Genomic DNA, 24,738 nt, shown 5'->3' on the forward strand with positions numbered 1-24,738 from the left:
CCGGAATGCTGGACCACCGGCCGGCGCTGCGGCCGGGGATCCTGCTGTCGCCGCCGCTGCTGAACGGCCCCGCCGTCGTACACCTGGTCAAGGACCCGGTGTCCGGGGCGGCGTTCGAGATCGGGCCGAAGGAGTACTTCCTCGTCTCGCGCCTCGACGGCTCGCGCAGCCTGGCGGAGATCGGCGAGGCGTACGGGCAGGCCTTCGGGCGCCGCCTGGGCGAGCGGAACTGGCAGCAGCTGCTCGGGCTGCTCGGGAGCCGGCGGCTGCTCGCGGGCGGCCCGGCCCCGCAGCCCGGGGCCGGGCCCGGGCCGCAGCGGACCGGGACCCTGCTGCGCGGCACCCTGCGGCTGGTCGCGGACGCCGATGCCACGACGGCGCGGCTGCACCGGTTGCTGCGGCCGGTCCTGCGGCCGGCGGTGCTGGGCGCGCTGCTGCTCGTACTCCTGGCCATGGAGGGGTGGCTCGCGGCGTCGGCGGGCCGGCTCCTCGCGGATCTGCGGTGGTTACTGTCGCATCCGGTGCCGCTGCTGGCCGTGGCCACGCTGCTGTGGCTCAGTACGGCCCTGCACGAGTTCGCGCACGGGATCGCCGCCCGGCACGTGGGCGGCACGGTCGGGGAGATCGGGCTGCGCTGGCGGCTGCCGATGGTCATCATGTACTGCCGGGTCGACAACTACCGCTACCTGCCCCGCCGCCGGGACCAGCTGGCCGTCGCCGGAGCGGGCGCCTTCGCCAACCTCCTCTTCCTGCTGCCGTTCTGCGCCTGGTGGGCGGCGCTGCCGGCGGGCGACGCCACCGGCCGGGTGCTGGGCGCGCTGCTGCTGCTCGGCAGTGCGCAGGCCCTCGTCAACCTGGTCCCACTGCCGCCGCTCGACGGCTACACCCTGCTCGGGCACGCGCTGCGCGTGACCCGGCTGGCGCCCGCCAGCTCGGCCTACCTGCGGCTACGGGCGCGCGACCGTGCCGCGGCGGCCGCCTATCCGGCGCGGGCCCGCCGGCTCTACCTCGGCTACGGGATCGGCTCGGCGGTGCTGGTCCTGCTCCTGGCCGGGCTCCTGACGGCCGCCGTCCTGCTCACCGCCAGCCCCTGAACCGACTTCCCCCCACCCACCCCCCTTTCCTCCCCCATCCACTCCCCCCACCCGCTTCCGACACCGAGGGAACCGCACGCCCATGACAACTGACCGCACTCCCCCGCCCGACGCGCCCGTGGCCGTCGCCGTCCGGGAGGTCCGCAAGCGCTACGGCGACCGACAGGCCGTGGACGGGCTCTCCCTCGACGTGCGCCGCGGCGAGTTCTTCGGCCTGCTCGGCCCCAACGGCGCGGGCAAGACCACCTTCATCGAGATCGTCGAGGGCCTGCGCCAGGCCGACTCCGGCACGGTCGAGGTCCTCGGCCAGAGCCCCTGGCCGCGCAACACGGCCCTGCTGCCCCGGATCGGCGTCCAGACCCAGGCCTCGGCCTTCTTCGTCCGGCAGACCGCGCGCGAACACCTCGCCACCGTCGCCGGGCTGTACCGCAAGGACGCGGCCGCCGCGGACCGCACGCTGGAGACGGTCGGGCTGACCGAGCAGCGCGACGTGCTCGTGGAGAACCTCTCGGGCGGCCAGCGCCAGCGGCTCGCCATCGCGTCGGCCCTGGTCCACGACCCCGAGCTGATCTTCCTCGACGAGCCGACCGCCGCCCTCGACCCGCAGGCCCGCCGGGACCTGTGGCAGGTGCTGCGCACCCTCAAGAGCGAGGGCCGCACCATCGTCTACACCACCCACCACCTCGACGAGGCCGAGGCCCTGTGCGACCGGGTGGCCATCCTGGTCGGCGGCCGCATCGCCGCACTGGACTCCCCGCACCAGCTGATCACCGCCGCCGGGGCCCGGGCCCGGCTGCTGGTACCGGCGGGACGGATCACCCCGGCGCAGGCCGCCGCCCTGGACGGGGTGGAGCGGGTCGGCGAACAGGGCGGCTCGCTCGTGCTGGAGACCTCGGCCCCCGGCAAGGTGCTCCAGGCCGTCGACGCCCTCACCGGGCTCGACGGGGTGATGACCCGCACGGCGACCCTGGAGGACGTCTACCTGGAGCTGACCGGCCGCCCCGGGGCCGACGGCCACACCGGCGGCCAGACCGACGGCCACACGCCCGCACACACCACGGAGTCCCGCGCATGAGCGCCTACACGGCACTGACCGCCGCCGGCTACCGGGCCCAGGTCCGGGACAAGGCCACCCTCTTCTTCACCTTCGCCTTCCCACTCCTGTTCCTCGTGGTCTTCGGCCTGATCTTCAGCGGCCAGGACGTGGAGGAGAGCGGCCGCCCCTACATCTCGTACATCGCGCCCGGCGTGATGTCCTGGGGCGTCGCCAACGCCGCCGTCTTCGGCATCGCCTTCACCCTGATGCAGTGGCGCCGCGACGACCTGCTGCGGCTGATCCGGCTCAGCCCGACACCGCTGACCACGGTGCTGGCCTCGCGCTACGTACTGGCCCTCGTGGTCGGTGTGGTGCAGGCCGCCGTGTTCGTGGCCGTCGCCATGCTGCCCGGCTTCGGGCTCGAGCTGGACGGGCGCTGGCCACTGGTGCTGCCCGCGCTGGTGTTCGGCATCACGGCCTTCATGGCGATCGGGGTGATCGTCGGCAACTACGCCAAGACCCCCGAGGCCGTCGCCGCGATCGCCAACTGCCTGATGGTGCCCATGGCGTTCCTGTCGGGATCCTTCCTGCCGCTCGACATGATGCCGTCCTGGCTGCGGTCGGTCTCCCGGGTGCTGCCGCTGCGCTACCTCAACGACGCCGCCTCCGGGGCCCTGACCGGCTCCGGCTCCCTCGCCACGATCGGCATCGGCTGCGCCGCGCTGACCGGCTTCGCCCTGCTGTTCGGCGGGATCGGGCTGAAGACCTTCCGCTGGAGCAACCAGTCATGACACCCGTCGCTTCGAGGACCGTACGGGCGGCCGCGGCCCCCGACGGCACCGCGCTGGAGACGGCCCGCCGGCAGCTCGAGCGGGCGCTGGCCGCCGCCGCCCCTGACGCGGCGCGGCCGTACGTGGTCACGCTGGGGGTGCACGACGCCCTCGGGCCGCGCGCCGCCGACCCCTTCGCCGCGCTGCGCCCGGCCGCCACCGTCCATCTCGGCGCCCAGGCCGTGCTCCTGGGGCCCTGGGGCGGCGACGGCACCGCCCCCGCATGCGGGCAGTGCCTGGCCATGCGCTGGCAGCGGCTGCGCAGCAGGAGCGAGCGCGACGCGCTGGAGACCGGCAGCGGGCCGCGCACCCCCGTCTCGGCCCACTGGCCCCGGCTGTCGCCGTACGTGCTGGACGCGGTCGCCGCCCTGCACGCGGCGGTCCTGGGCGGCGACGCGAAGGCTCCGGGCCCTCTGGCCGCCGACCGGGCGCTGCCCCAGGTGTCCCGCCTGGACCTGGAGACCCTCCAGGTGCGTACGTACCCGCTGGCCGCCGACCCGCTCTGCCCCGACTGCGGGCCGCGCGGCGCCGACGCCCCGCGGCCCTTCGTCCCCGCCTCCCGGCCCAAGCCCGCCCCGCAGGCGCAGCGGCTGCGCAAGGCCTCCTCGTACCCGGTGCCGCGGGAGGCGCTGGCCAATCCGGTGACCGGGGTGCTCGGCGGAGGCACCTGGATCAACGTGACCTCGCCGACCACCGCGCCGGTCGCGGGCAGCGTCTTCATGCGCGGCTACGCGGGGCTCACGGACGTCACCTGGAGCGGTCAGGCCAACAGCTTCTCGGCCAGCCGCGACCTCGCCTTCCTGGAAGGGCTGGAGCGGTACGCCGGCACGCACCGCCGCACCGGCGCCGAGGCGCTCACCGCCTCCTACGCGGAGCTGGGCGAGCGGGCCCTGAATCCGGCGGAGTGCGGGTTCTACCCGCCCGCGACCTACCGCGACGACCCCCTGGTGTCGCCCTTCGACCCCGAGCGGCCCATCCCCTGGGTGTACGGGCACTCGCTGCGCGACGACCGGCCCGTGCTGGTGCCGGCGCGCCTGGCCTACTACAGCGCGGGCCTGGCCGCCGACAACTTCGTCTTCGAGTGCTCCAACGGCTGCGCGATCGGCGGCTGCCTGGAGGAGGCGGTGCTCGGCGCCCTGCTGGAGCTGATCGAGCGGGACGCCTTCCTGCTCGCCTGGTACGGCGGCCAGCGGCTGACGGAGATCGACCTGGACTCCGTACCGGGGCCGGCGGTGCGGATGATGGTGGACCGGGCCGCCCTCCAGGGGTACGACGTGCACGCCTTCGACAACCGGATCGACCTCGCGGTGCCCGTGGTGACGGGACTGGCCGTACGGCGCGACGGCGGACCGGGGCTGTACTCCTTCGGCGCGGGCGCGGCGCTCGATCCGGCGGCGGCGGTGGAGGCCGCGCTGTCGGAGGTGCTCACCTACATCCCGCACCTGCCCCGGCAGGTGGCCGAGCGGCAGGGTGAACTGGAGGCGATGGCCGGGGACTTCGGGCTGGTCAGACACCTCAAGGACCATGCCCAGCTGTACGGGCTGCCCGCGATGGCCCCGCACGCGCGCACCTACCGGGAGCCGCTCGCCGTACGGCCCATGGCGGAGCTGTACGAGCGGTGGGAGGCCCACGGCCGGCCGAGGACCGGCGACCTGCGGGACGATCTGCTGCTGTGCGTGGGCGAGTTGACGGGGGCCGGGCACGATGTGATCGTCGTCGACCAGACCACGCCGGAGCAGCGCCGGATGGGGCTGCACACCGTGTGCGCCATCGTGCCGGGGCTGCTGCCGATCGACTTCGGCTGGTCGCGCCAGCGGGCCCCGTACATGCCCCGGCTGCGGACGGCCGCCCAACGGGCGGGGCTGCGCGAGAGTGCCCTGACGGACGCGGAGATCCGGCTGGTGCCGCACCCGTTCCCCTGATCCCGGGCCCATGCCGGATGCCCCGGACCCCCCTCGTGCGGGGTCCGGGGCATCGGTGCGTTGCGGGTGCGGCGCTGGGGTCAGGCGCTGCAGGAGGTGGTGCTGGTGGTGGAGGAACAGGTCGAGGTGGAGCTGCAGCTCGTGGAACCGGCGAGCACGACCTCGCTGGCGTCCGAGTAGTCGGAGATCTCGAAGGTCTCCGACTCCAGCTCCAGGATCTCGTCGGCGAGCGAGGCGAGCGGCGACTTCTCCATGGGAATCTCCTTCATCTGGGTCGGCCGGTCCAGGCGGTCCGGCCGGCTCGGGCGGATCGGCCGGCCCGTGCGTTCCGGGGCGGCTTCCTGTGGTGCCCTTCCAGGAGAACCGGTCCCGCCGTCACTTCACCCGGTCAACTCCTGACACTCCTCTGACAGAAAGTGTCAGCGGTCTGACCGTCCTGGCCGGATCCGGTGTCCGAGCATGGTCGTCATGACCGTCTCCACCGTGCTCGCCGGACTCCCGCCGCTCCTGCGGCCCCTGACGACGCTCTACCTGGACCTGCACCGCCATCCCGAACTGTCGGGCGAGGAGCGGCGCACGGCCGGGCGCTTCGCCGACTGGCTGGAGTCCGCCGGGTACGCGACCACGCGCGGGATCGGCGGGCACGGCGTGGCCGGGGTGCTGCGGCGGGGAGCGGGGCCGACCGTGATGCTGCGCGCCGAGCTGGACGCGCTGCCGGTCCGGGAGACCACGGGGCTGCCGTACGCGAGCGAGGGCCCGGTGGCGCACGCCTGCGGGCACGACCTCCACCTGGCCGCGGCCGCCGGTACCGCCTCCCTGCTGGCCGGCGCCGGCCCGGAGGCCTGGCAGGGCACGCTCGTGGTGGTGGGGCAGCCCGCGGAGGAGACCCTGGAGGGGGCGCGGGCGATGCTGGCCGACGGGCTGTACGAGCGCACCGGCCGCCCGGACACCGTCCTCGCGCAGCACGCCGCCCCGCTGCCGGCCGGGATGGTCGCGCACGGGTACGGGCCGATGACCGCCGGGAGCGTCACCTTCCGGGTCGTCGTGCACGGGCGCGGCGGGCACGCGGGGGCCCCGCACCTGACGGTGGACCCGGTGGTGACGGCGGCCCACGTGGTGACCCGCCTGCAGACGGTGGTGGCCCGGGAGGCGGCGCCCTCGGAGCAGGTGGCCGTCACGGTGGGCTCGCTGCGGGCCGGGGAGCGGGCCAACATCGTGCCCGACCGGGCCGAGCTGGGGATCACCGTACGGGCGGCCGGCGAGGCGGCGCTCGCGCGGGCGGCGGAGGCGGTCGAGCGGATCGTGCGCGCCGAGTGCGCGGCCTCGGGCTGTCCCCGGGAGCCGGAGATCGTCCGCGAGGGCTCCTCCCCCGTCACCCACCCCGATCCGGCGACGACGGCCGCGGTGCGCGCGGCCCACACGGCGCGGTTCGGGGCGGAGCGGGTGGCGATGTGGCCGCCGTCCCTCGCCACGGAGGACTTCGGGCTGTTCGGCGACGCAGGGCGGTCCGTGCACGGTGCGCGGGGGGTCCGGCTCGCCTACTGGATGCTGGGGGTGATCGGCCCGGCCGCCTGGGCGGCGGCGCCCGGGGAGGGCGCGGCCGGGAAACTGGCGGCCCTCCCCGCCAACCACGCCCCGGACTTCGCCCCGGACGTGCGTACGGCGCTGCCGGCCGGGGTCGGCGCGCTGACGGCGGCGGCCCTGGCCTGCCTCGCGCCGGCCGGATCGGCCCGGTCGGCTGCTTGAGGCCGTACGTCAGGCCAGGCCGTAGCGCCGGACCGACTCCTCTTCCTGTGCCAGGCGGTGCATCGCCCTGAGCACCGGTTCGACGAGGATCGCCCCCGCGACGGCCACCTCCACCTTCTCCGCCTCCGAGGGGTGCTTCTCCACGATGTCCAGGTCGTACACGGCCACTTGGTGCATCAGGCGGGCATAGGGAACCATCATCTCCGCGTCCCACGGGTATCCCAGCCTGATGAGGGAGGCCACCGCGGCCACCAGCGACCGGTGGTCCGGGGAGATGGCGGCGAGGTCCCTGGCGGTGGACCAGCCCAGGGTCTCCAGCAACCGGTCCACCTCGCGGCGGGCGGTGGCCACGGCCTCGTCGACTTCGTCGGCGTCGTCCGGCTCCGGTACCTGCGGCAGCGCCCACAGGGCCGCGCCCAGGCGCATGGCCGTGCCCAGCGAGTCGTCGTCGACGTGCCGGAGCACCTCCTTCGCGGTGGCCACGGAGACCCGGCCGACCTGGATCAGGGCCCGTACCAGGCGCAGCCGGCGCAGATGGGTCTCGTCGTAGTCGGCCGTGGTCGCGCTGATCCGCCGGCCGGGCGGCAACAGGCCTTCGCGCAGGTAGTACTTGATGGTCGCGGTGGAAATGCCACTGCGCTCGCTCAACTCCGCCAGCCGCATCTCTTGTGCCTTTCCTTGGATAGCCTCACTATCTAAGCACGCGACGCTTGGACAGCGGCGCTATCCAACGAGGACATCCGGAGGCCGCGTGCCAGGCAAGCCGATCCCGGGCAACACCACCGCCGCACTCGAAGGCGACGCGGTGGTCCTGCTCATCGGGATGCGCATCAACCACTTCTGGGCCGTGCACCATTGGGTACCCGTGTTCCTGTCCATGCCGCGCATGCTCCGGGACCTGAAGCGCGACAAGGGCCGGGGCCTGCTCGGCCACGTCCTGCTGACCGGTTCGCCGCGTACGTACTACGTGGTCCAGTACTGGGAGTCCAAGGAGAAGCTCTACGCTTACGCCGCGGCCGCCGACACCCTGCACCACCGGATGTGGGCGCTCATCAACCGCTTGCAGCGGACGAACAAGCTCCGCCAGCACGTGGGGATCTGGCACGAGGCCTACATCTCGCCCGCGGGCTCGTACGAGTCCATCTACGCCGACATGCCGCCCGTCGGCCTGGCCGCGGCCACCGGGGTCCTGCCGCTGGAGAAGCGCGGGCGCCGGGCGGCCGACCGGTTCGCGCACCGGCCGCCGGCGCCGGACGCACCACACGCACCGCACTGACAAGGAGCAAGGAACACCATGGCTGTTGAGCAGGTCAGCACCACCCGCCCCCCGGCATCGGGGCCGGGGGGCCGAGCGGCGGGGAGGATCGCCCTCGCCGCGGTCATCGGCCTGTGCGTCGCCCTCACGGCGGCGTGCGACGCCAAGGGCCCCTCGTCGTCCGGCTCTTCGTCCTCCAAGGACAAGGGCGGATCCTGGCAGGCCGGCGACTGCGGAGGTCCCGACCCCGACGACAAGCCGGACGGCTACCGGGCGTTCGACTGCGGCGACTCCAAGGCGACCTTCAAGGCGCTGGAGATCGCGGCGGCCGGGATCCTGCCCGGTTCGATCCAGTGTCCCGCCGGTACCGACCTGATGATCCGCGTGTCCGTGTCCTACGGCTCGGCCGCCAAGGACAAGAACAAGGGTGGCGGCGGGATCCCCACCCAGACCGTCTGCGGCCGCAACCTGTCCGGGGACCACCCCGGCGACGCGGGCGCGGGCGGCGGCCAGCTGGTGAAGGGCGACTGCATCTCCTCGTCCGCCCAGGAGGTGGCCTGCGCCTCCGCCGGAGCGGACGCCTTCAAGGTCCTCGACCTGGTCAAGGAGAAGGAGCAGTGCCCGTCGGGAACCACCGAGCCCATGGAACTGACCATGTCGATCGGGCGCCCGTACGACGTGATCTGCGGCGGCGCTGCCTGAGAACGGCAAAGCGGAGGTAAAGCCGGAGGGCGGGGCGGGTGGGGGCGGCCCACGATGGACACATGAGCGTCCGACGGTACGAGCTGACGTTCCCCGACGCCGACGGGACGGGCGGGGACACCGTGATCGTGGAGCGCACCGAGTCGGCCGGACCGGGCGGTCACCCGGTCTACGCCGACGCCACCGGCATCGTCCGGGCGGAGATCAGCGACCGGGGCGAGGTCCGCATGCTCCCCTCGGGCGGCCACCAGGCCCCCGCGCAGCCCACGGGGGCGCGCCGGCTGCCGGAGGGCTGACCGGGGGCGGGCCCGGTGTGCGCCGACGGGGGGAAGCCGGGCCGCGTCCGCTCGCGCCTGCGCCCGTACCGCCCGCGCCGCGTCCGATAGTCGCCAGGGTCACGACGTACGAGGACCCGAACGGCGAACCGGAGGAACGGGCGATGGACAGCGCAGGACTACCCCGGCGCAAGGCGCTGCTCGCGGGCGGCCTGGCGGCCGTCGCGGGCGCGCTCACGGCGTGCTCGGCGGCGGCCACCTCGCCGGCCGGGGGAACGAAGGCACGGCCCGAGGCCGCCGCGCCGAATCCTCGGCCGGCCACCCCGGAGGCTGCCTACGCGCGGCTGTTGGAGGGCAACAAGCGCTGGGTCGACGGATCGCTCCAGCACCCCGACCGGGATCCCACGCGGCGTCAGCTGGTCGCCCAGGCCCAGGATCCGTTCGGGGTGGTCCTCTCCTGCATCGACTCCCGGGTGCCGCCCGAGCTGCTCTTCGACACGGGGCTCGGCGACCTGTACGTGCTGCGCACCGGCGGCCAGGCGGTCGGCCCGGTGGTCACCGGCTCGGTGGAGTTCGGGCCGGTGACCGGCGGCACCCCGCTGATCTTCGTGCTCGGGCACCAGCGGTGCGGCGCCATCGACGCCGCGTACAAGGCGGCCCTCGCCGGGAAGTCGCTGCCGGGCAACCTCGAGGCGATCGCGAAGGCCCTGCGGCCGGCGTACGACCGGACGGTCAAGGAGGGCGGGTCGGGCGACGCGGTCGACCGGATGATCCGCGCCCAGATCGAGCTGACCGCGGACGAGCTGCGGGCGAACGCGGATCTGGCGCCCCTGGTGAAGAAGGGCGCCGTCGCGGTGGTCGGCGGCTACTACTCGCTCGACACGGGCAAGGTGGAGATCCTGACGGGCGCCCTGCCAGCCGGGAAGCCCAGCCCGACGGGCACCCCCGCGCCGGCCGGGACCCCGGCACCGGCCGGCACTCCGTACTGAGGACACGGCAGACAGACCCCTTCCGGGCCGCGGGGGCGCGGCCCGGAAGGGGTCTGTCGGGAGCGGCGGCGGTCAGGCCGTCGCGGGCTCCGCGGGCGTGTTCTGCGCCGGCCGCGGACGCGGGTAGACCGCTTCCTCCGGCAGCTTCGGCTCCAGGCGCAGGACGCCCAGGGCCGAGACCGTCGCGCCCGCCGCGAGGACCACCCACATCGCCGTCGGCGAGAGGGTGAGCAGGGCCGTCAGGACGGCCGGGGCCAGAGCGCTGGGCACCGCCCAGGAGAGCTGGTACACCGCGAGGTGGCGGCCCCGCGTCTCCTCCGGCGCGGCCTGCGCGCACAGGGCCGAGGCCGTGGCGCCGTGCATCAGCTCGCCCGCCGTGAACAGCGCGGTAGCGGCGAAGATGCCGACCAGGATGACGGTCTTGTCCCCCACCGCGGCGAGTACGGCGAACACCACGAACGACGCCGCGAACACCGCCGCGCCCAGGGCCACCGCACGGGAGCGGCGGTAGGCGACGAGCGCCCGGGTGACCGGGATCTGCAGGAGCGCGATCCCGACCGTGTTGACCGCGTACAGGACGCCCACCAGCGAGGTGGACGCACCCAGGTCCTGGGTGACGTACGCCGGGATGCCGATCGCGAGCACCGTGTAGCCGAACGCGGTGGGCACGTTGAGCAGGGTCAGGGCGAGGAACGGCCGGTTGCGCGCCACCAGCCGGTAGCCGCCCTTGCGGGAGGTCCGGGCGAGCGGGGTGGCCGACTTCGGGATCGGGATCGAGCCGAAGCAGGTGGCCGCCAGCAGGTATCCGGCGGCGGTGCCGAACACGATCACGTAGTAGAACGCGTCGCTGCCCAGGGCCAGGACCCCGCCCGCGACCAGACCGCCCACGCCCAGGCCGGCGTTGCGCAGGCTGCGCTGCGCGGCGAGCAGCTTGTCCCGCTCGGTGCCCTTGACGAACTCGGCGATGAAGGACTGGATCGCGGGCGGGTACGAGGTGTCGCCGAGCGCGACCAGCAGGATCACGGCGAACATCGTGTAGCCGTTGTCCACCAGCGGGTACGTGCAGAAGCCCGCGGCCCGCAGCAGGTACCCGCCGGTGACGACGGCCTTGGCCCCGAACCGGTCGATGAGGACGCCCGCCGCCGGATTGCTGACCAGACCGATCACGGCGGCGGCCGTCATCAGGGTGCCCACCTGGGTGAGCGGCAGCCCTGTCACGTGGTGGAAGTACAGCAGTGACAGCGGCAGGTACATGCCCGCGCCGGTGGCGTCGACCACCATGCCCAGCATGTAGCGCGTCTTCGCCGACAGGCGGGCCCCCGTCATGACGCGTCGCCGATCACGCTCTGTTCGCGCACCCACTCACCGAGCTCGCGCAGCCGGCGCTCGCACTCCGTGCGGGTGGGCGCGGTGCCCACCGCGGCGGCGAGGAAGTCGGAGGAGCCCGAGGCCGGCGCGATGACCTGGCCCTCCTCGGCGTAGAGCCAGAACCCGGCGAGCCAGTCCTGCTCGGGCACCTGCGGCAGCCGGCGCACCAGGCCGGGCCGCTTCATCATGAGCAGCTGGCCCGCCATGTGCCGCGGCTTCGGCAGCCCGGCCGAGTCGCCGCCCCGCCGTACGGCGGCGTGGAGTTCGTGGCCGGCGTCGGCGCGGACGGCGTACCCGCCGAGGTGCACGCCGAAGAGGCTGTTGAAGACCTCGCGGATCTTCGCGCCGCCGGGGCGGCAGGCGATCTCGCAGAGCACCAGCCGGTCGTCCGGGGTGTGGAAGACCTCCATGTGGAAGGCGTGGTCGCGCAGCCGGGAGCCCTCGGGGGCCAGCGAGGCGACGACCCGCTCGGCGAGGTCGAGCAGGCGCGGCGTGATCGGGTCGTCCTCGTCGAGGGTGAGGTCGATGCGCGGGCCGGGGTCGGAGGCGAAGGAGGACAGGTCGTACTGGTACTGCGAGGGCCAGGCCATCGCCACCCGGCCGTCGCGCACCACTCCGTCGACGTGGCACATCCGGCCCGGGACGAAGTCCTCCAGCAGGACGTCGTCGCGCTCGCCCGCGCCGTACACCTCGGTCAGGCACTCCTCGAAGGAGGCCTGGTCCTCGAGGATGCGCAGGCCGACCGCGTTGAAGCCGCTGCGCTCCTTGAACACCACCGGGAAGCCCTCGGCGGCCGCGAACTCGCGGGCCTCGTCGGCGGTGCGGGCCTGGATCCAGGCCGCGACGTCGATGCCCGACGCCTGGGCGCGGGTCTTCATCAGCGCCTTGTCGCGGAAGGGGATCACGTCGTCGTGCCAGGCGCCGCGCAGCCCGAACCGCTCGCGCAGCCGCGCGGCCCGCAGCATGTCCGCCTCGTGCAGCGCGGTCACGCCCGTGATGTTGTGCTCGGCGATGAGCTCGAGGGCGCGGGCGTCGACCTCTTCCGCGTCGAAGTCGTCGAAGATCTCCAGGCGGGTGTAGCCGAGGGTGCCGTCCGGCACCTTCTCGCCCGCGAGTTCGATCTTGTCGCGGGCGGCGAGCACGACGATGTCGCCGGTGTGGTCCGGCAGCCAGGAGCGGTACGGGAAGGGCTCCAGCGGGTTGCGGTGCAGGATCAGCAGGTTCTCGCGGGGGGCGATCTCGGAGGGCTGCGCGAGGACGGTCTGCCCGTCCGGGTGGGCGAGGGTGATCCGGATGTGCTCGCGGATCACCTCGGCCCCGCGGCGTATCGCCGCCGTGGTGTCCTCGGCGGCGACGGCGATCAGGCCGAGCCGGTCCCAGTTGTCCTGGAGGACCCGTACGTCGTCGCCGGGCTTGGCACCGACGGTGACGGAGATGACGCCCTCGGCGGCGCGCGCCGCGTCGAGCCCGTCGACGGACTCGACGCGGGTGCCGGGCGTGCCGATCAGGGCGCGCACGCTGGCGCCGCCGTGCGCCTGCGGCCGGTCGGGCAGCTCCTCGACCAGGCCGAAGGGGGCACCGACGGCGAGCGTGATCAGGTCGACGCCGAAGGCGCTGCGCACCAGCTCCGGGATGGAGTCGCCGCCGATCCGGTTGTGGCCCTCGATCACGCGCGGGCCCTTGGCGGTGAGGCGGACCTCGGTGTGGCAGACGCCGTCGCGCATGCCCATCACGTCGAGGAAGCCGCGTATGCCCTCGCGTATCACTTCTTCGTCGGCGTCGGAGAGCCGGGCCGGGACCGCGTGGCCCAGCTCGGCGAAGTGGCCGTCATTGGTGAACTTCTCGGTGATGGTGACGATGACGTGGCGACCGGCGAAGCTGAAGGACTCGACGCTGAACTCGGGTCCGTCCAGGAACTCCTCCATCAGGAAGTCCTTCAGGACGAACAGCGAGGAGACCCGGTCGGTCCGGGTGCCGGAGAGCCGGGTGACCTCGGCCCAGACCCGGTCGGCGTCCTGCGGCCCCTCGACCCGCATGACGCCGATGCTCGCGGTGGCGTCGACGGGCTTGACGATGAAGGGGAAGCCGTAGGAGGCGCCGAAGGCGTCCAGGTCCTCACGGGCCTTCAGGGACCGGGCGCCCACGGCGTGCTCCGGGTCGTGCTCGGCGACGTACCGCCGCATGGCGGCCTTGTCCCGGATCCGGGCGGTGACCTCGTAGCCCGTTCCCCCGAGCTCGTACAGATCGTTGATCCGGCCCGCGTTCTCGAGCCCCGGCTCGGTCAGGGAGACGGCCGCGGCGAAGCCGGGGCTCTCGTGCCAGGCCCGCACCAGGGGCTCGATCAGCTCCCACTGCGTGAAGTCCACGACCTCGACGGCCGCGGCGAGCCGGTTCTGCTCCTCGCTGACCTTGGTGGGGTGCTGGAGCAGCAGCACGCTCAGTCCCAGGTCGTGGGCCTTCCGCACGGTCTCGTCGGTCGCACCGACGAGCAGCAGGGTGCGCTCGGGGTTCATTCGCTCTCTTCTCCCCCTGCGGCGGCAGGGAATTTCAGGCTCGTACTCGGGTGGGGACGGGGGGTGGGAAGGCGTGGGGGCGAGCTCCGGCTCACCGCTCACCGGCGGGGTCGGCCTCCGGCCACCAGCTGAGGTAGCGCTCGCCGCTGTCGGGGAACACGGTCGCGACGACCGCGTCCGACAGGTCGTGCCGGCGGGCCAGTTCGAGGCAGGCGTACGCGGCCGCGCCCCCGGAGATCCCGACGAGGAGCCCGGAGCGGGCGGCGATGGCGCGCGTGGTGGCGGCTGCGTCCGCGTCCTCGACGGCGATCACCTCGTCGATGAGGTGCACGTCGGTGACGGGGCTGATGAAGCCGCCGTTGAGGCCGGGGATGCGGTGCGGGCCGGGCTCGCCGCCGGAGAGCAGCGCGGAGCCGGCCGGTTCGACGGCGATCACCTTCAGGTCCGGGTTGCGCTCGCGCAGGTAGCGGGCGCAGCCGGTCAGGGTGCCGCCGGTGCCGATGCCGGCCACCAGGTAGTCGACGCGCCCGCCGGCGTCGCGCCAGATCTCGGGGCCGGTCGTCTCGTAGTGGGCGCGTACGTTGTCGGGGTTCTCGTGCTGGCCCGCGTACCAGGAGCCCGGGATCTCGGCGTGCAGCTTCTCGGCGCGCTCGACGCAGCCGATGAAGCCGAGCGCGTGGTCGGTGAACTCGACCTCGGCGCCCAGCATGCGCAGGGTCAGCACGCGTTCGCGGGAGGAGTTGGAGGGCAGCACGATCAGACAGCGGTAGCCGCGGGAGGCGGCGAGTGCGGCCAGGGCGATGCCGGTGTTGCCGGAGGTGGACTCGATGACGGTGGCGCCGGGCTGGAGCGCGCCGGACTCCTCGGCGGCCCGGAGCATGAACAGGGCGGCCCGGTCCTTGATGCTGGACAGCGGATTTGCCGCCTCCAGCTTGGCGAGGACCTGGACGGTGGCGGGCAGGCCGTCGAGGTCGAGCCGGAACATCGGGGTGTTGCCCACGAGGTCCTCGAATGACGCCGCGATGCGGCAGGTGGCGCGCGCGTTGTTCACGAGCCTCCCCCTTTGGTGCTGGACGTGCGGTCGGTCTCCGAAAGGTAACCAGGCGGGGTCGCGCGCGATTGGTGCCGGACTCGGGCGGACCTCGGGGGCGGCTCGAGTCCGGCTCGCGGCCGCCCCCGCCGGGCTGGCTGGCTACAGGGCGTTCAGGTCGACGGCGTCGGCCATCGCGCGGTAGCCGGCGTCGTTCAGGTGGAGGCGGTCGGCGAAGGCGAGTTCGGCCTTCAGCTGCTGCGGGTGCCGCGGGTCGGCGACGGCGCGGTCGAAGTCCACGACGCCGTCGTAGGACCCGCTGGTGCGGATCCACTCGTTGACCTCGTTGCGTACGCCCTCCGCGGGCGCGTTCCAGTACGTGGCCCCGCCGTAGGGCGGGATGGTGCCGCCGAGGATCCTGACCCCGCGGGCGTGGGCCTCGCGGATCAGTTCCCTGTGACCGGCGATGATCTCCTGCGCGGTCACCCGGGGGCCCGCCGTGCAGCGGTCCTGGGGCATGTCGGGCTGGATGATGTCGTTGGTGCCCTGGAGGACGATCACCGTGCCCGTGTCGGGGCGGCCCAGCGCGTCGCGCCGGAAGCGGTGCAGGGCGCTCTCGCCGAAGCAGGGCGAGTCGCTGAGGACCTTGCTGCCGGCGAGCCCCGCGTTGAGCACGGCCTCCGGGCGGCCCCGGCCGGCGAGGCGGGCGGCGAGGGCATCGGGGTAGCGGCGGTCGGCGCCGGGGGTCGCGCCGAAGCCGTCGGTGAGGGAGTCGCCGAAGGTGACGACGCCTCGGCGCGCACCGTCCCGGCTGCCGTTCTTCACGTCGACCCCGGCCAGGTAGTACCAGGAGTAACTCTGGTTCCCCGGGCCGGAGAAGGCGTCGGCGGCCGTGTCGCGCAGGTGGTTGCCGTCGGCCCGGTAGGACGTGCCCATGGCGACGTTGTGGAAGGTGGCCGGGCCGGTGGGGCCCTGGAACCAGAGGGTGACGGTGAGCTGTTCGAAGGCCTTGACGGGCAGGGCGACCGCGTCGCTCGACAGCTCGCCGCCGGCCGGAACGCTCACCGCGCCCGCTCCCCCGAACCGCAGCGGGCGTACGGATTCCGGCTGGACGGCGGCCCCGCCGGCGCTGCGGGCGACGGTCGCGCCGGTGATCCGCAACGGGGTCTTCCCGTAGGCGTTGGTGAGCCGCACGCGCAGCTCGGAGCCCTCCGCTCCGGCCCGGACCACCTGGCGTACCGACTGGTTCCGGAAGCCCTCCTCGGACCAGTTGGGGAACCAGTCGGTGTGGGTGGGGGCCTGCGCCGAGGCGCCCCAGGAGCTGCGCCAAGGGGTGTGGTGCGCGGCGGCGGGCGTGGCGGCGACGGTGCCGGCGGCGACGGCCAGGAGGGCGGCGGCCAGCGGGGCGGCGAGGGCGGTCTTCTTCGTGTTCATACCCCCCTGACCCGCGCCGCCCCGGAAATGTGACAGGCGGGACGGAATTCTTTCGCCGGGTCACACGGGGCTCGTACCTCCCCTGGGGTCGAGGGCGCGGCGCCGGCGGCTGATGGAGTCGGGGTCCCAGCCCGGGCGGGGGACGGAGGCCAGCAGCAGTTCGGTGTACGGGTGCTGGGGGGAGGTCAGCAGTTCGGCGACGGGCCGGTGTTCCATGGTCCGGCCCCGGTACATGACGAGGGCCTCGTCGCAGACGTAGCGGACGACCGCCAGGTCGTGGCTGACGAAGACCAGGCCGATGCCGGTGTCGCGGCGGATGTCGGCGAGCAGGTTGAGCACCTGGGCCTGCACCGACACGTCCAGGGCGGAGACCGCCTCGTCGAGGACGAGGACGGCCGGCTCCACCGCCAGCGCCAGGGCGATCGCGGCGCGCTGGCGCTGGCCGCCGGAGAGCCCGCGGGGCAGGGCGGCCGCCTCCCGGTCGCCCAGGCCGACCTGGGCGAGCAGCTCCCGTACGCGGGCGGCGCGCGCCGCGGGGTCGCGCGAGCCGTGCAGCCGGAGCACCCCGTCGAGGGCCGCGCCGATGCCGATCCGGGCGTCGAGGGAGAGGTAGGGGTCCTGGAAGACGATCTGGACGGCCTTGGCGCGGGCCAGCCGGGCCGTCCTTCCCCGGACGGACTCGGCCAGGGGCCTGCCCTGTACGAGGATCCGTCCGGCGTCGGGGCGTTCGAGGCCGACCAGCATCCGGGCGGTGGTGGTCTTGCCGGAACCGGACTCGCCGACGATGCCGAGCGCGCCGCCCGGCTCCAGCGAGAAGGACAGGCCGTCGACGGCGACGACCTCCGCCCCGCCGCTCCGGTACGTCTTGCGCAGCCCGGTGACCTCGAGGAGCGGGGGCGGGGACGGGGACGGGGTGGTCACCTGGGCTCCACGGGGTCGAGGGTGAGTTCGCCGAGCCGGTGGCACGCGGCCCCGGCGGAGCCTTCCACCGCCAGGGGCGGCGGCGACTGTTCGCAGCGGCCCGGCTCGGCGAAGCGGCAGCGGGGTGCGAAGGCGCAGCCGGGGGCCGGCTCGAGCAGGCCCAGGGGGGCTCCGGGGATGGGGACGAGGCGGTCGGGCGGGCTGCCGTCCAGGGGCGGGGAGGAGCCGATCAGGCCGGCCGTGTAGGGGTGCCGGGGTGCGGCGAGGAGTTCGGCGGCGGGCCCGGTCTCCACGATGCGGCCCGCGTACATCACGTAGACGCGGTCGCCGACCGAGGCGGCGAGTTCGATGTCGTGGGTGATCAGGAGCAGGCCCAGGCCGCGTTCGCGCCGCAGCCGGCCCAGGAGGGCGAGGATCTCGGCCTGGGTGCTGACGTCGAGGGCGGTGGTCGGTTCGTCGCACAGCAGCAGGCGGGGTTCGGCGGTGAGCGCGGCGGCGATCACCACGCGCTGGAGCATGCCGCCGGAGAGTTCGTGCGGGTACTGGTCCAGGTGCCGCCCGGGGTCCGGGAGGCCGACGGCGTCGAGGAGTTCGGCCGCCCGGGCGCGGGCGCGGGCCTTGGGCCAGGAGTGCACCAGGCGCAGGGACTCGGTGAGGAAGTCCCCGACGCGGCGTACGGGGTTGATGGCCGCCCGGGGGTCCTGGTAGATCATCGCGGCCTTGGCGGTGCGTACCTCGCGCAGGCTCTCCCGGCCGGCGCCGACGAGGTCGGTGCCGTCGACGCTGACGCGGCCCCGGACCTCGGCGCCCTCGGGGAACAGGCCGAGTGCGGCGCGGGCGGTGACGGACTTGCCGGAGCCGGATTCGCCGACGAGGGCCACCACTTCGCCGGGGCCGACCTCGAGGCTGACCCCGTCGAGGAGGGGCCGGGCCATGGCCGGCAGGGTGATGTGCAGGTCTTCGTACCGCAGCAGTGTCATCGGGAGTCCCTTCCCGCGAGCCGGTCCCCGAGGTTCTCCCCGACGACGGTGAAGGCGACGACCACGACGACGACCGCCACGGCCGGGACGACCGCGGACAGCGGCTCTCCCTGGAGGACGGCGGCCTGGCCCTGGTTGATCATCGCGCCCCAGTCGGGTGTCGGCGGCTGGACGCCGAGGCCGAGGAAGGAGAGCGCGGCGAGGTCGAGCAGCGCGTACCCGAAGTTGACCGTGGACTGGGCGAGCAGGGTCGGGGCGATGTTGGGCAGCATGGCCCGTACGGTGACGAACAGGGCGGAGTGGCCCTGGACGCGGTAGGCGGCGATGTAGGGCCGGGCCTTCTCCTGGAGGGCGAGGCCGCGGACGAGGCGCGCCGTGTACGGCATGTAGGCCAGCGCCATGGCGAGCACGGGGGCGGTCATCCCCTTGCCGAAGAGCGCGACGGCGAGGATCGCCAGCAGCAGGGCGGGGAAGGCGAACAGGATGTCGAGCACCCGGCCCACGAGGGCGTCGGTCCGTCCGCCGCTCCAGGCGGTGAACAGGCCCACGGCCACGCCCAGGACGGTGGAGGAGACGACCACGGCGAGCGGTCCGGCGAGGCTGGTGCGGGTACCGGCGATCAGTGCGGACAGGGTGTCGTGGCCGCCCTGGCCGGTGCCCAGCCAGTGGTCGGGGCCGGGCCCCAGCAGGGTGTCGCCGAGCCGGCCGAAGGTGGGGTCGTACGGGGTGAGCCAGGGTGCGAGCAGGCCGACGAGGACGAACAGGCACAGGAGCAGCGGGCAGATCCCCCGCAGGTACCACTTCTTGTTCACCGGGCGCTCCCCGCCGCGGCGGTCCGCGGGTCGATCAGCGGCTGTACCAGGTCGACGAGGGCGTTGACCACGACGAACGCGGCCACCACCAGCAGCACGATCGCCTGGACCACCTGGAAGTCCAGCTGGTCCACGCACTGGACCAGCAGGGATCCGATGCCGGACATCCCGAAGGCGGTCTCGACGATGGCGGTGCTGACCAGCATGCCGGAGACGAGGAGCGCGGACACGGTGACGACGGGGCCCAGCGCGTTGCGCAGGACGTGGCGGCGTATGACGGTCCGCCGGGGCGTGCCCCGGCTGAGCGCGACCTCGACGTGTTCGCGGCGCAGTTCGTCCAGCATGGCCGAGCGGGTCACCCGGGTCACCAGGGCCGTGAAGGTCACGGACAGGGCGATGGCCGGCAGCAGGACGTGGTGCATCCGGTCGAGTACGCCGCTGCCGTTGCCGATGGTCGGGAACCAGCCCAGGCGCACCCCGAGCACGGAGCGCAGGAGCAGGGCGACGACGAAGGCGGGTGCGGCCGCCCCCACCGTGACCAGCAGCATCAGGGTCCGGTCGGTGCGCGTTCCGCGCCGCAGCGCTCCGACGACGCCGGCGGCGACGCCGACGGCCGCGATCAGCAGCGCGGAGGTGGTGACGAGGAGGAGGGAGGCGGGCAGCCGGGACCACAGGAGGTCGCCGACGTCCTGGTGGAAGAGGTGGGAGCGGCCGAAGTCGCCGTGCAGGACGCCTTCGAGCCAGTTCCCGTACCGGACGAGGAAGGGCTCGTCGAAGCCGTACTGACTGCGGATCTCGGCGAGCTGCTCGGGGCTGGGGCTGCGGCCGCGCACCAGGAAGCTCGCCGGGTCGCCGGGGGCCAGGTAGAGGGAGGAGAACACCAGGAAGGAGGTGACCAGGAGGGTCGTGACCATCCCGGCGAGCCGGCGCAGGACCCGGCCGGCCCGGGCGAGTGCCGCCGCCCCGGCGGCCCGGCCCGTCATCCCCTGGCTCCGATCTCGGCGGCCCACGGGTAGTAGAGGTAGGCGATGGACGGCTGGACGCCGGTGATCCGCTTGCCGAGGAAGACGCTCACGGGCTGGGTGTAGAGGGGCAGCCAGGGCAGCTCCCGCAGGGCGATGCGCTGGGCCTCGGCATTGGCGGCGGCGTGTTCGGCGGGGTCCTGGGCCGCGCCGGCCCGTTCGACGGCGGCGTCGAAGGCGGGGTCCGACCAGCCTCCGTAGTTGCTGAAGTTGCCGGTCTGGAGGGCGCCGTACATGTCGAGCGGGTCGGTGATGGAGGTGTACCAGAAGGCGAGGAAGAGGTCGATGCCCTCGCGGGCGGCGGGGTCGGTGAAGAGCGTCGAGTACTTCTCGGCGGAGACGGTCTCGATCCTCGGCTTGAGCCCGATGGCGGTGGCGGCCTGGGCGACGGCCTGGGTGATGATCGTCGTCTGGGAGTCCACGGGGCTGGTCGCGATGACGACCTCCTGCCCGGACACTCCCGCCTCGGCGGCGAGCGCCTTGGCCTTGGCCGGGTCGTAGGGGACCTTGGGCAGGTCCTTGAGGAGGGCCTCGCGGGTGGCGGCGGGTGCCCCGCTCCAGAGGTTGTCGGTGACCAGCGAGTGGGCGACCTCGCCGGCCCCGCCGGCTCCGGCCTTGACGATGCCCTCGCGGTCGGTGGCCATCAGCAGGGCGCGGCGGACGCGGGCGTCGCCCAGGGGGCCCTTGAGGTTGGCGACCACCTCGTCGGCGACGGTGGTGTTGCGGCCGAAGTAGAGCGTTCCGGCCTTGCTGGAGCGCAGTTGGCCGTAGGCGCCGGCCGGGACCATCCAGCCGCCGTCGACCTCGCCGCTCTGGAAGGCGTTGACCCGGGTGGTCGCGTCGGCGAGGAAGACGAACTTCACCTCGCCCGACCTGGCCTTCAGTTCGGGGTTCCAGTAGTCGTCGAACCGCTTGAGGGTGAGGGACTGGCCCGAGGTCCAGGAGCCGAAGGAGAAGGGGCCGGTGCAGTTCACTCCGGTCTGCGGGTTCCCGTAGTCCTTGCCGGACTTGGCGAGGGTGGCGGCGGACTCCACCGTGCCGGGGCTCGCGGCGAGGTACTGGTTGAAGGTGGAGTCGGGCTTGGTGAGGGTGACGGTGACCTCCATCTCCCCCGTGCGGTCGATCGACTTGACGTTGCGGAAGGCGGAGGCCCAGACGCTGGCCGTCTCCGGGTCGAGGTTGCGGCGCAGGGAGGCGACGACGTCGTCGGCGGTCAGCGGCGTCCCGTCGTGGAAGCGCACGCCGGGACGGATCCGGTAGACCCAGGTGGTCGGGGTGGGGTTGGTGTACGAGGACGCGAGGTTCGGGGAGGTGGTGAGGTCGGGGTTCCAGCGCAGCAGGCTCTCGCAGACGTTGGCGAGGATCTGGTTGGGCGGGTAGTCGAAGGAGTAGGCGTAGTCGATGCTGGTCGGCTCGGCGTACGTCGACCAGGTGAAGGAGTCCAGGTTCCCGGCGGCGGCGGGGGTCCGGTCGGTGAGCCGCGGGGAGGACGGCTCGTCCGGGCCGGGGTGGGCACTGCCGCTGCACGAGCCGGTCAGGAGCACCGCGGCGGCCGCGAGGCCGGCCACGGCGGCGCGCCGGACGCGCCCGCCTGCCGTGCTGCCGGTTCTCGGTCGGGGTGATGGCATCGTCTGCCTCCGTGAGGGGTGGGCTGGATCGGTACGGGGTGGCGGGAGCGCGGTCTTCAGCCGGCCGCGATGTGGACGGCTTCGCCGTCGATGTAGGTGCGGCGCACCCGGACGTCGCCGATCTCCTCGGCGGGGAGTTCGAAGGGGTCGCGGTCGAGGACGACGAGGTCGGCGTACTTGCCCGCCTCGACGGTGCCGGTGACCTCGTCCAGGTGGTTCACCCAGGCGCTGCCCGCGGTGTAGGCGGTCAGGGCCTGGGAGAGGGTCAGGGCCTGTTCGGGGAAGAAGGGCTCGCGGACCTCGCCGGGGCCGGGTGCGTCGATCTCCCCTGCGGGGACGGTCCGGTTGACCGCGACGTGGATGCCCCACATCGGGTTGGGGCTGCTGACCGACCAGTCGCTGCCGGCCACCAGGCGGGTCCCGGCGCGCTGGAGGTCCCCGAAGGGGTACTGCAGGGCTGCTCGCCGCGGTCCGAGGAAGGGGATGGTCAGCTCGTCCATCTGCGGCTCGTGGGCGGCCCACAGCGCCTGGATGTTCGCGGCCGCGCCCAGGCGGGCGAAGCGCCCGATGTCGTCCGGGTGGACGACCTGGAGGTGGGCCAGGTGGTGGCGGTTGTCGTTGGCGCCGTTGGCCGTGCGGGCCGCCTCCAGGGCGTCGAGCACCTCGCGGACGGCGCGGTCCCCCAGGGCGTGGAAGTGCAGCTGGAAGCCCGACCGGTCGAGGATCCGTACCGCTTCGGTGAGCACCTGCGGGTCGATGAAGCTGAGTCCGGAGTTCGAGGTGGCGCAGCCGCAGCCGTCGAGGTAGGGCTCCAGCATGCCGGCCGTGAAGTTCTCGGCGATGCCGTCCTGCATGATCTTCACGCTCGTGGCGTTGAAGCGGCCGGCCCGGCCGGTGCGGCGGCGTTCCTCCAGTTCGGGGATCTGATCCAGGCCGCGTTCGCGGTCCCACCACAGGGCTCCGACGACGCGGGCCCGCAGGGAGCCCTCGCGGGCGGCGCGCAGGTAGACGCCGAAGTTGTCGGGCTGCGCGGGGAAGGCGCCGATCATGGCGTCCTGCCAGGCGGTCACGCCGAGGGAGAAGAGGTGCTGCTGCGCGGCGAGCAGGCCGGCGTGCGCCTCGTCGGGGGTGGCGTTCGGCACGTGCCGGGCGACCAGTTCCATGGCGCCCTCCTGGAGGGTGCCGGCGGGGGTGCCGTCGGCCTCCCGCTCGATCCGGCCGTCCGCCGGGTCGGGGGTGGTGCGGTCGACGCCCGCGTGTTCCAGTGCGCGGGTGTTGGCCCAGGCGCCGTGGCCGTCGCGGTTGGTGAGCAGCACGGGCCGGTCCGGTACCACCGCGTCGAGCATGGCCCGGGTGGGGGTGCCGCCGGGGAAGGCGTCCATCGACCAGCCGCCGCCGCGGATCCAGGGCGCGTCCGGGTGCTCGCCGGCGTACGCGGCCACCACGGCCAGGTACTCGTCGGCGGAGCGCGCCTCGCTCAGGTCGCAGCCGAGCATCTGGACGCCGGCCACGACGGGGTGGACGTGGGCGTCCTGGAATCCGGGGACCAGCAGGCCTCCCGCGAGGTCGACGACCTCGGTGCCCCGGTCGGCGAGGGGGCGTACCTCGCTCTCGTCGGCGACGGCGAGGATCCGCCCTCCCCCGACGGCGACGGCCGCCCGGACGGGGGCCCGGGAGGTCCCGGTGAACACCTTTCCTCCCACGAAGACGGTGTCGGCCCGCTGACTGGTGCTGCCCATCGCGCATCCTCCGGCTCGGCGGGCGGGGCCCGCACGGCTTGTTGGTTGAGGAGGAGTGAACGGGAGCGCAACAATGTTGTCAACGGTGTTGCGCTGTCTCTGTGCCAGATCGATACACTGGCCCCACCATGCCGAAGTCACCCGACACCCCCGCCCGTTCCAGGCGCGCCGGAAGCCAGCTCACCCCCGAGGCGATCATCGACGCGAGCCTGCGCATCGCGGCGCGCGGCAGCGAGGACGCCTTCACCGTCCGCCGCCTCGGCGAGGAACTCGGCGCCGACCCGACGGCGGTCTACCGCCACTTCCGCGACAAGGACGAGCTGCTGCTGTCCGTCGCCGACCGCACCCTCGGAGAGGTCCTCGACAGCATCCCGGAGGGCCTCGGCTGGCAGGACCGGCTGCGGGCGCTCGCCGCCGGCTCACTGGAGGTCGCCCTCAAGTACCCGGTGGTCGGCTCGACCATGGCCAGCCGGACCACGCGCCGGACCAATGAGTTCCGGGTCGTCGAACTCATCCTCGGGGCGGTGCGCGAGGCCGGGCTCGAAGGGGCCGAGGCGGCCGCGCACTACCGGATGGTCGGCGACTCGATCCTGGCCTGGGTCGGCCAGCGCGCCGCGTACCTGCTGTTTCCCCCGGAGGTGCGGGAGGCCGACGAGTCCTCCTGGAGCCGCGAGTACCGGCTGGTCGACCCCGGCGGGTTCCCGAACATCACCCGGCTGAGCGGCGAGCTCGCCGAGGTGACGGAGGAGGAGATCTTCCGCCTCCGGGTCGAGGCGCTGATCACCGCGATCGAGACCCGGGCCCGGGCGCACGGGGCATAGGCTCCGCGGGGGCGCCGCGGTTAGCCTGCCCGCATGAACGAGATCAACGGCGTGGAGGTCATCGCCTTCGCGGATGCCGAGACCTTCGAGAGCTGGCTGGCGCGGCACCACGCGCGCGCCGAGGGCCTGTGGGTCAAAGTGGCCAAGAAGAAGTCCGGCATCCCGACGGTCACCGACGACGAGCTGGTGGACATCGGGCTGTGCTACGGCTGGATCTCCGGCCAGCGGCGGTCATGCGACGAGCGGTACTACCTCCAGAAGTACGTGCCGCGCCGCGCCCGGAGCCTGTGGTCGCAGGTGAACGTCGAGAAGGTCGCGGCGCTCACGGCCGCCGGGCGGATGCGCGAACCGGGGCTGGCGGAGGTCCGCCGGGCGCGGGCCGACGGGCGGTGGGCGGCGGCGTACGAGTCCCAGCGCACGGCGACGGTCCCGCCCGACCTGGCGGCGGCCCTGGAGGCGGACCCCCGCGCCCGGACGGCGTTCGAGGCCCTCGACCGGACCGGGCGCTACCAGCTGGTGCTGCCACTGCTCCAGGCGCTCACCCCCGAGACCCGGCGGGCCCGCCTCGGCAGGGCCCTCGAGGCGCTGTCGCGCGTCGAGGGCCCTGCCTAGTGCTGTGGC

Annotated in this window: 23 protein-coding genes; 11 read left to right on the plus strand and 12 right to left on the minus strand. The window is 73.7% G+C overall.

Annotated elements, in window-relative coordinates:
* The first annotated feature begins 5 nt into the window (after positions 1-5).
* From OOK34_RS29725 to OOK34_RS29740, 4 genes are all read left to right on the plus strand, one after another.
* On the plus strand, positions 6-1,094 hold the full coding sequence (locus tag OOK34_RS29725) for a M50 family metallopeptidase (RefSeq protein ID WP_267037552.1): 1,089 nt from the start codon (positions 6-8) through the stop codon (positions 1,092-1,094).
* 82 nt (positions 1,095-1,176) lie between these two features.
* A complete protein-coding gene (locus tag OOK34_RS29730) occupies positions 1,177-2,169 on the plus strand; it encodes an ABC transporter ATP-binding protein (RefSeq protein ID WP_267037252.1) in 993 nt (330 codons plus the stop codon).
* Positions 2,166-2,921 carry an ABC transporter permease gene (locus OOK34_RS29735; RefSeq protein ID WP_267037253.1) on the plus strand — a complete coding sequence of 252 codons (756 nt, stop codon included), beginning with the start codon at positions 2,166-2,168 and terminating at the stop codon, positions 2,919-2,921. The genes OOK34_RS29730 and OOK34_RS29735 overlap by 4 nt, the downstream gene beginning before the upstream one ends.
* Positions 2,918-4,882, plus strand: a complete 1,965-nt coding sequence (locus OOK34_RS29740; protein WP_267037254.1) for a TOMM precursor leader peptide-binding protein — start codon at positions 2,918-2,920, stop codon at positions 4,880-4,882. The genes OOK34_RS29735 and OOK34_RS29740 overlap by 4 nt, the downstream gene beginning before the upstream one ends.
* Positions 4,883-4,962: 80 nt before the next feature.
* On the opposite strand, the gene OOK34_RS29745 is transcribed toward OOK34_RS29740, so the two are convergent.
* Positions 4,963-5,136 (minus strand): thiazolylpeptide-type bacteriocin, encoded by a 174-nt coding sequence (locus tag OOK34_RS29745; protein ID WP_007268044.1) that lies wholly within the window; start codon positions 5,134-5,136, stop codon positions 4,963-4,965.
* A 214-nt stretch (positions 5,137-5,350) separates the two neighbouring features.
* Between OOK34_RS29745 and OOK34_RS29750 the strand changes: the two genes are divergently transcribed.
* Complete coding sequence (locus OOK34_RS29750; RefSeq protein ID WP_267037255.1) at positions 5,351-6,628, plus strand: amidohydrolase; 1,278 nt, start codon at positions 5,351-5,353, stop codon at positions 6,626-6,628.
* A gap of 9 nt (positions 6,629-6,637) precedes the next feature.
* Here OOK34_RS29750 and OOK34_RS29755 read toward each other — a convergent pair whose 3' ends face one another.
* On the minus strand, positions 6,638-7,291 hold the full coding sequence (locus OOK34_RS29755) for a MerR family transcriptional regulator (RefSeq protein WP_267037256.1): 654 nt from the start codon (positions 7,289-7,291) through the stop codon (positions 6,638-6,640).
* Positions 7,292-7,379: 88 nt separating this feature from the next.
* Here OOK34_RS29755 and OOK34_RS29760 point away from each other — a divergent pair, with 88 nt between their 5' ends.
* From OOK34_RS29760 to OOK34_RS29775, 4 genes are all read left to right on the plus strand, one after another.
* Positions 7,380-7,904 (plus strand): DUF4188 domain-containing protein, encoded by a 525-nt coding sequence (locus OOK34_RS29760; RefSeq protein ID WP_267037257.1) that lies wholly within the window; start codon positions 7,380-7,382, stop codon positions 7,902-7,904.
* 18 nt (positions 7,905-7,922) lie between these two features.
* Positions 7,923-8,585 (plus strand): hypothetical protein, encoded by a 663-nt coding sequence (locus OOK34_RS29765; RefSeq protein WP_267037258.1) that lies wholly within the window; start codon positions 7,923-7,925, stop codon positions 8,583-8,585.
* 62 nt (positions 8,586-8,647) lie between these two features.
* A complete protein-coding gene (locus OOK34_RS29770) occupies positions 8,648-8,881 on the plus strand; it encodes a DUF6296 family protein (RefSeq protein ID WP_267037259.1) in 234 nt (77 codons plus the stop codon).
* 143 nt (positions 8,882-9,024) lie between these two features.
* Positions 9,025-9,849: a carbonic anhydrase gene (locus OOK34_RS29775; protein ID WP_267037260.1), complete on the plus strand. Its 825-nt coding sequence runs from the start codon at positions 9,025-9,027 to the stop codon at positions 9,847-9,849.
* Between the two features lie 72 nt (positions 9,850-9,921).
* On the opposite strand, the gene OOK34_RS29780 is transcribed toward OOK34_RS29775, so the two are convergent.
* The 10 genes from OOK34_RS29780 to OOK34_RS29825 form a co-directional block, all read right to left on the minus strand.
* Positions 9,922-11,175 carry an MFS transporter gene (locus OOK34_RS29780; protein ID WP_267037261.1) on the minus strand — a complete coding sequence of 418 codons (1,254 nt, stop codon included), beginning with the start codon at positions 11,173-11,175 and terminating at the stop codon, positions 9,922-9,924.
* Entirely contained in the window at positions 11,172-13,730 is a 2,559-nt protein-coding gene (locus OOK34_RS29785) for an ATP-grasp domain-containing protein (protein WP_267037262.1), read from the minus strand. Before OOK34_RS29785 ends, OOK34_RS29780 begins: the two co-directional genes overlap by 4 nt.
* Positions 13,731-13,821: 91 nt before the next feature.
* Complete coding sequence (locus tag OOK34_RS29790) at positions 13,822-14,781, minus strand: PLP-dependent cysteine synthase family protein (protein ID WP_267037263.1); 960 nt, start codon at positions 14,779-14,781, stop codon at positions 13,822-13,824.
* 141 nt (positions 14,782-14,922) lie between these two features.
* The gene (locus OOK34_RS29795; protein WP_267037264.1) at positions 14,923-16,194 is read right to left on the minus strand and encodes an SGNH/GDSL hydrolase family protein; all 1,272 of its coding nucleotides are present in this window, start codon (positions 16,192-16,194) and stop codon (positions 14,923-14,925) included.
* Between the two features lie 60 nt (positions 16,195-16,254).
* Entirely contained in the window at positions 16,255-17,115 is an 861-nt protein-coding gene (locus tag OOK34_RS29800; protein ID WP_267037265.1) for an ATP-binding cassette domain-containing protein, read from the minus strand.
* Complete coding sequence (locus tag OOK34_RS29805) at positions 17,112-18,095, minus strand: ABC transporter ATP-binding protein (protein WP_267037266.1); 984 nt, start codon at positions 18,093-18,095, stop codon at positions 17,112-17,114. Before OOK34_RS29805 ends, OOK34_RS29800 begins: the two co-directional genes overlap by 4 nt.
* The gene (locus tag OOK34_RS29810) at positions 18,092-18,907 is read right to left on the minus strand and encodes an ABC transporter permease (RefSeq protein ID WP_267037267.1); all 816 of its coding nucleotides are present in this window, start codon (positions 18,905-18,907) and stop codon (positions 18,092-18,094) included. The genes OOK34_RS29805 and OOK34_RS29810 overlap by 4 nt, the downstream gene beginning before the upstream one ends.
* Positions 18,904-19,890, minus strand: coding sequence for an ABC transporter permease (locus tag OOK34_RS29815; protein ID WP_267037268.1), 987 nt, complete (start codon positions 19,888-19,890; stop codon positions 18,904-18,906). The genes OOK34_RS29810 and OOK34_RS29815 overlap by 4 nt, the downstream gene beginning before the upstream one ends.
* Positions 19,887-21,557, minus strand: coding sequence for an ABC transporter substrate-binding protein (locus OOK34_RS29820; protein ID WP_267037269.1), 1,671 nt, complete (start codon positions 21,555-21,557; stop codon positions 19,887-19,889). The genes OOK34_RS29815 and OOK34_RS29820 overlap by 4 nt, the downstream gene beginning before the upstream one ends.
* A gap of 56 nt (positions 21,558-21,613) precedes the next feature.
* Positions 21,614-23,296, minus strand: coding sequence for an amidohydrolase (locus tag OOK34_RS29825; protein WP_267037270.1), 1,683 nt, complete (start codon positions 23,294-23,296; stop codon positions 21,614-21,616).
* 128 nt (positions 23,297-23,424) lie between these two features.
* Between OOK34_RS29825 and OOK34_RS29830 the strand changes: the two genes are divergently transcribed.
* Positions 23,425-24,117 carry a TetR/AcrR family transcriptional regulator gene (locus OOK34_RS29830; protein WP_267037271.1) on the plus strand — a complete coding sequence of 231 codons (693 nt, stop codon included), beginning with the start codon at positions 23,425-23,427 and terminating at the stop codon, positions 24,115-24,117.
* Between the two features lie 33 nt (positions 24,118-24,150).
* Positions 24,151-24,729, plus strand: a complete 579-nt coding sequence (locus OOK34_RS29835; RefSeq protein ID WP_267037272.1) for a YdeI family protein — start codon at positions 24,151-24,153, stop codon at positions 24,727-24,729.
* The last annotated feature ends 9 nt before the right edge of the window (positions 24,730-24,738 follow it).

Source organism: Streptomyces sp. NBC_00091 (assembly GCF_026343185.1).
Lineage (GTDB): Bacteria > Actinomycetota > Actinomycetes > Streptomycetales > Streptomycetaceae > Streptomyces.

Excerpts from the sequence above, each read along its gene's own strand:
- OOK34_RS29830 (WP_267037271.1), top strand. The coding sequence starts at position 23,425 with ATGCCGAAGTCACCCGACACCCCCGCCCGTTCCAGGCGCGCCGGAAGC.
- OOK34_RS29725 (WP_267037552.1), top strand. The coding sequence starts at position 6 with ATGCTGGACCACCGGCCGGCGCTGCGGCCGGGGATCCTGCTGTCGCCG.
- OOK34_RS29780 (WP_267037261.1), bottom strand. The coding sequence starts at position 11,175 with ATGACGGGGGCCCGCCTGTCGGCGAAGACGCGCTACATGCTGGGCATG.
- OOK34_RS29755 (WP_267037256.1), bottom strand. The coding sequence starts at position 7,291 with ATGCGGCTGGCGGAGTTGAGCGAGCGCAGTGGCATTTCCACCGCGACC.
- OOK34_RS29835 (WP_267037272.1), top strand. The coding sequence starts at position 24,151 with ATGAACGAGATCAACGGCGTGGAGGTCATCGCCTTCGCGGATGCCGAG.
- OOK34_RS29770 (WP_267037259.1), top strand. The coding sequence starts at position 8,648 with ATGAGCGTCCGACGGTACGAGCTGACGTTCCCCGACGCCGACGGGACG.
- OOK34_RS29735 (WP_267037253.1), top strand. The coding sequence starts at position 2,166 with ATGAGCGCCTACACGGCACTGACCGCCGCCGGCTACCGGGCCCAGGTC.
- OOK34_RS29745 (WP_007268044.1), bottom strand. The coding sequence starts at position 5,136 with ATGGAGAAGTCGCCGCTCGCCTCGCTCGCCGACGAGATCCTGGAGCTG.
- OOK34_RS29750 (WP_267037255.1), top strand. The coding sequence starts at position 5,351 with ATGACCGTCTCCACCGTGCTCGCCGGACTCCCGCCGCTCCTGCGGCCC.
- OOK34_RS29815 (WP_267037268.1), bottom strand. The coding sequence starts at position 19,890 with ATGACGGGCCGGGCCGCCGGGGCGGCGGCACTCGCCCGGGCCGGCCGG.
- OOK34_RS29785 (WP_267037262.1), bottom strand. The coding sequence starts at position 13,730 with ATGAACCCCGAGCGCACCCTGCTGCTCGTCGGTGCGACCGACGAGACC.
- OOK34_RS29765 (WP_267037258.1), top strand. The coding sequence starts at position 7,923 with ATGGCTGTTGAGCAGGTCAGCACCACCCGCCCCCCGGCATCGGGGCCG.
- OOK34_RS29730 (WP_267037252.1), top strand. The coding sequence starts at position 1,177 with ATGACAACTGACCGCACTCCCCCGCCCGACGCGCCCGTGGCCGTCGCC.
- OOK34_RS29820 (WP_267037269.1), bottom strand. The coding sequence starts at position 21,557 with ATGCCATCACCCCGACCGAGAACCGGCAGCACGGCAGGCGGGCGCGTC.
- OOK34_RS29740 (WP_267037254.1), top strand. The coding sequence starts at position 2,918 with ATGACACCCGTCGCTTCGAGGACCGTACGGGCGGCCGCGGCCCCCGAC.
- OOK34_RS29795 (WP_267037264.1), bottom strand. The coding sequence starts at position 16,194 with ATGAACACGAAGAAGACCGCCCTCGCCGCCCCGCTGGCCGCCGCCCTC.
- OOK34_RS29825 (WP_267037270.1), bottom strand. The coding sequence starts at position 23,296 with ATGGGCAGCACCAGTCAGCGGGCCGACACCGTCTTCGTGGGAGGAAAG.
- OOK34_RS29805 (WP_267037266.1), bottom strand. The coding sequence starts at position 18,095 with ATGACACTGCTGCGGTACGAAGACCTGCACATCACCCTGCCGGCCATG.
- OOK34_RS29775 (WP_267037260.1), top strand. The coding sequence starts at position 9,025 with ATGGACAGCGCAGGACTACCCCGGCGCAAGGCGCTGCTCGCGGGCGGC.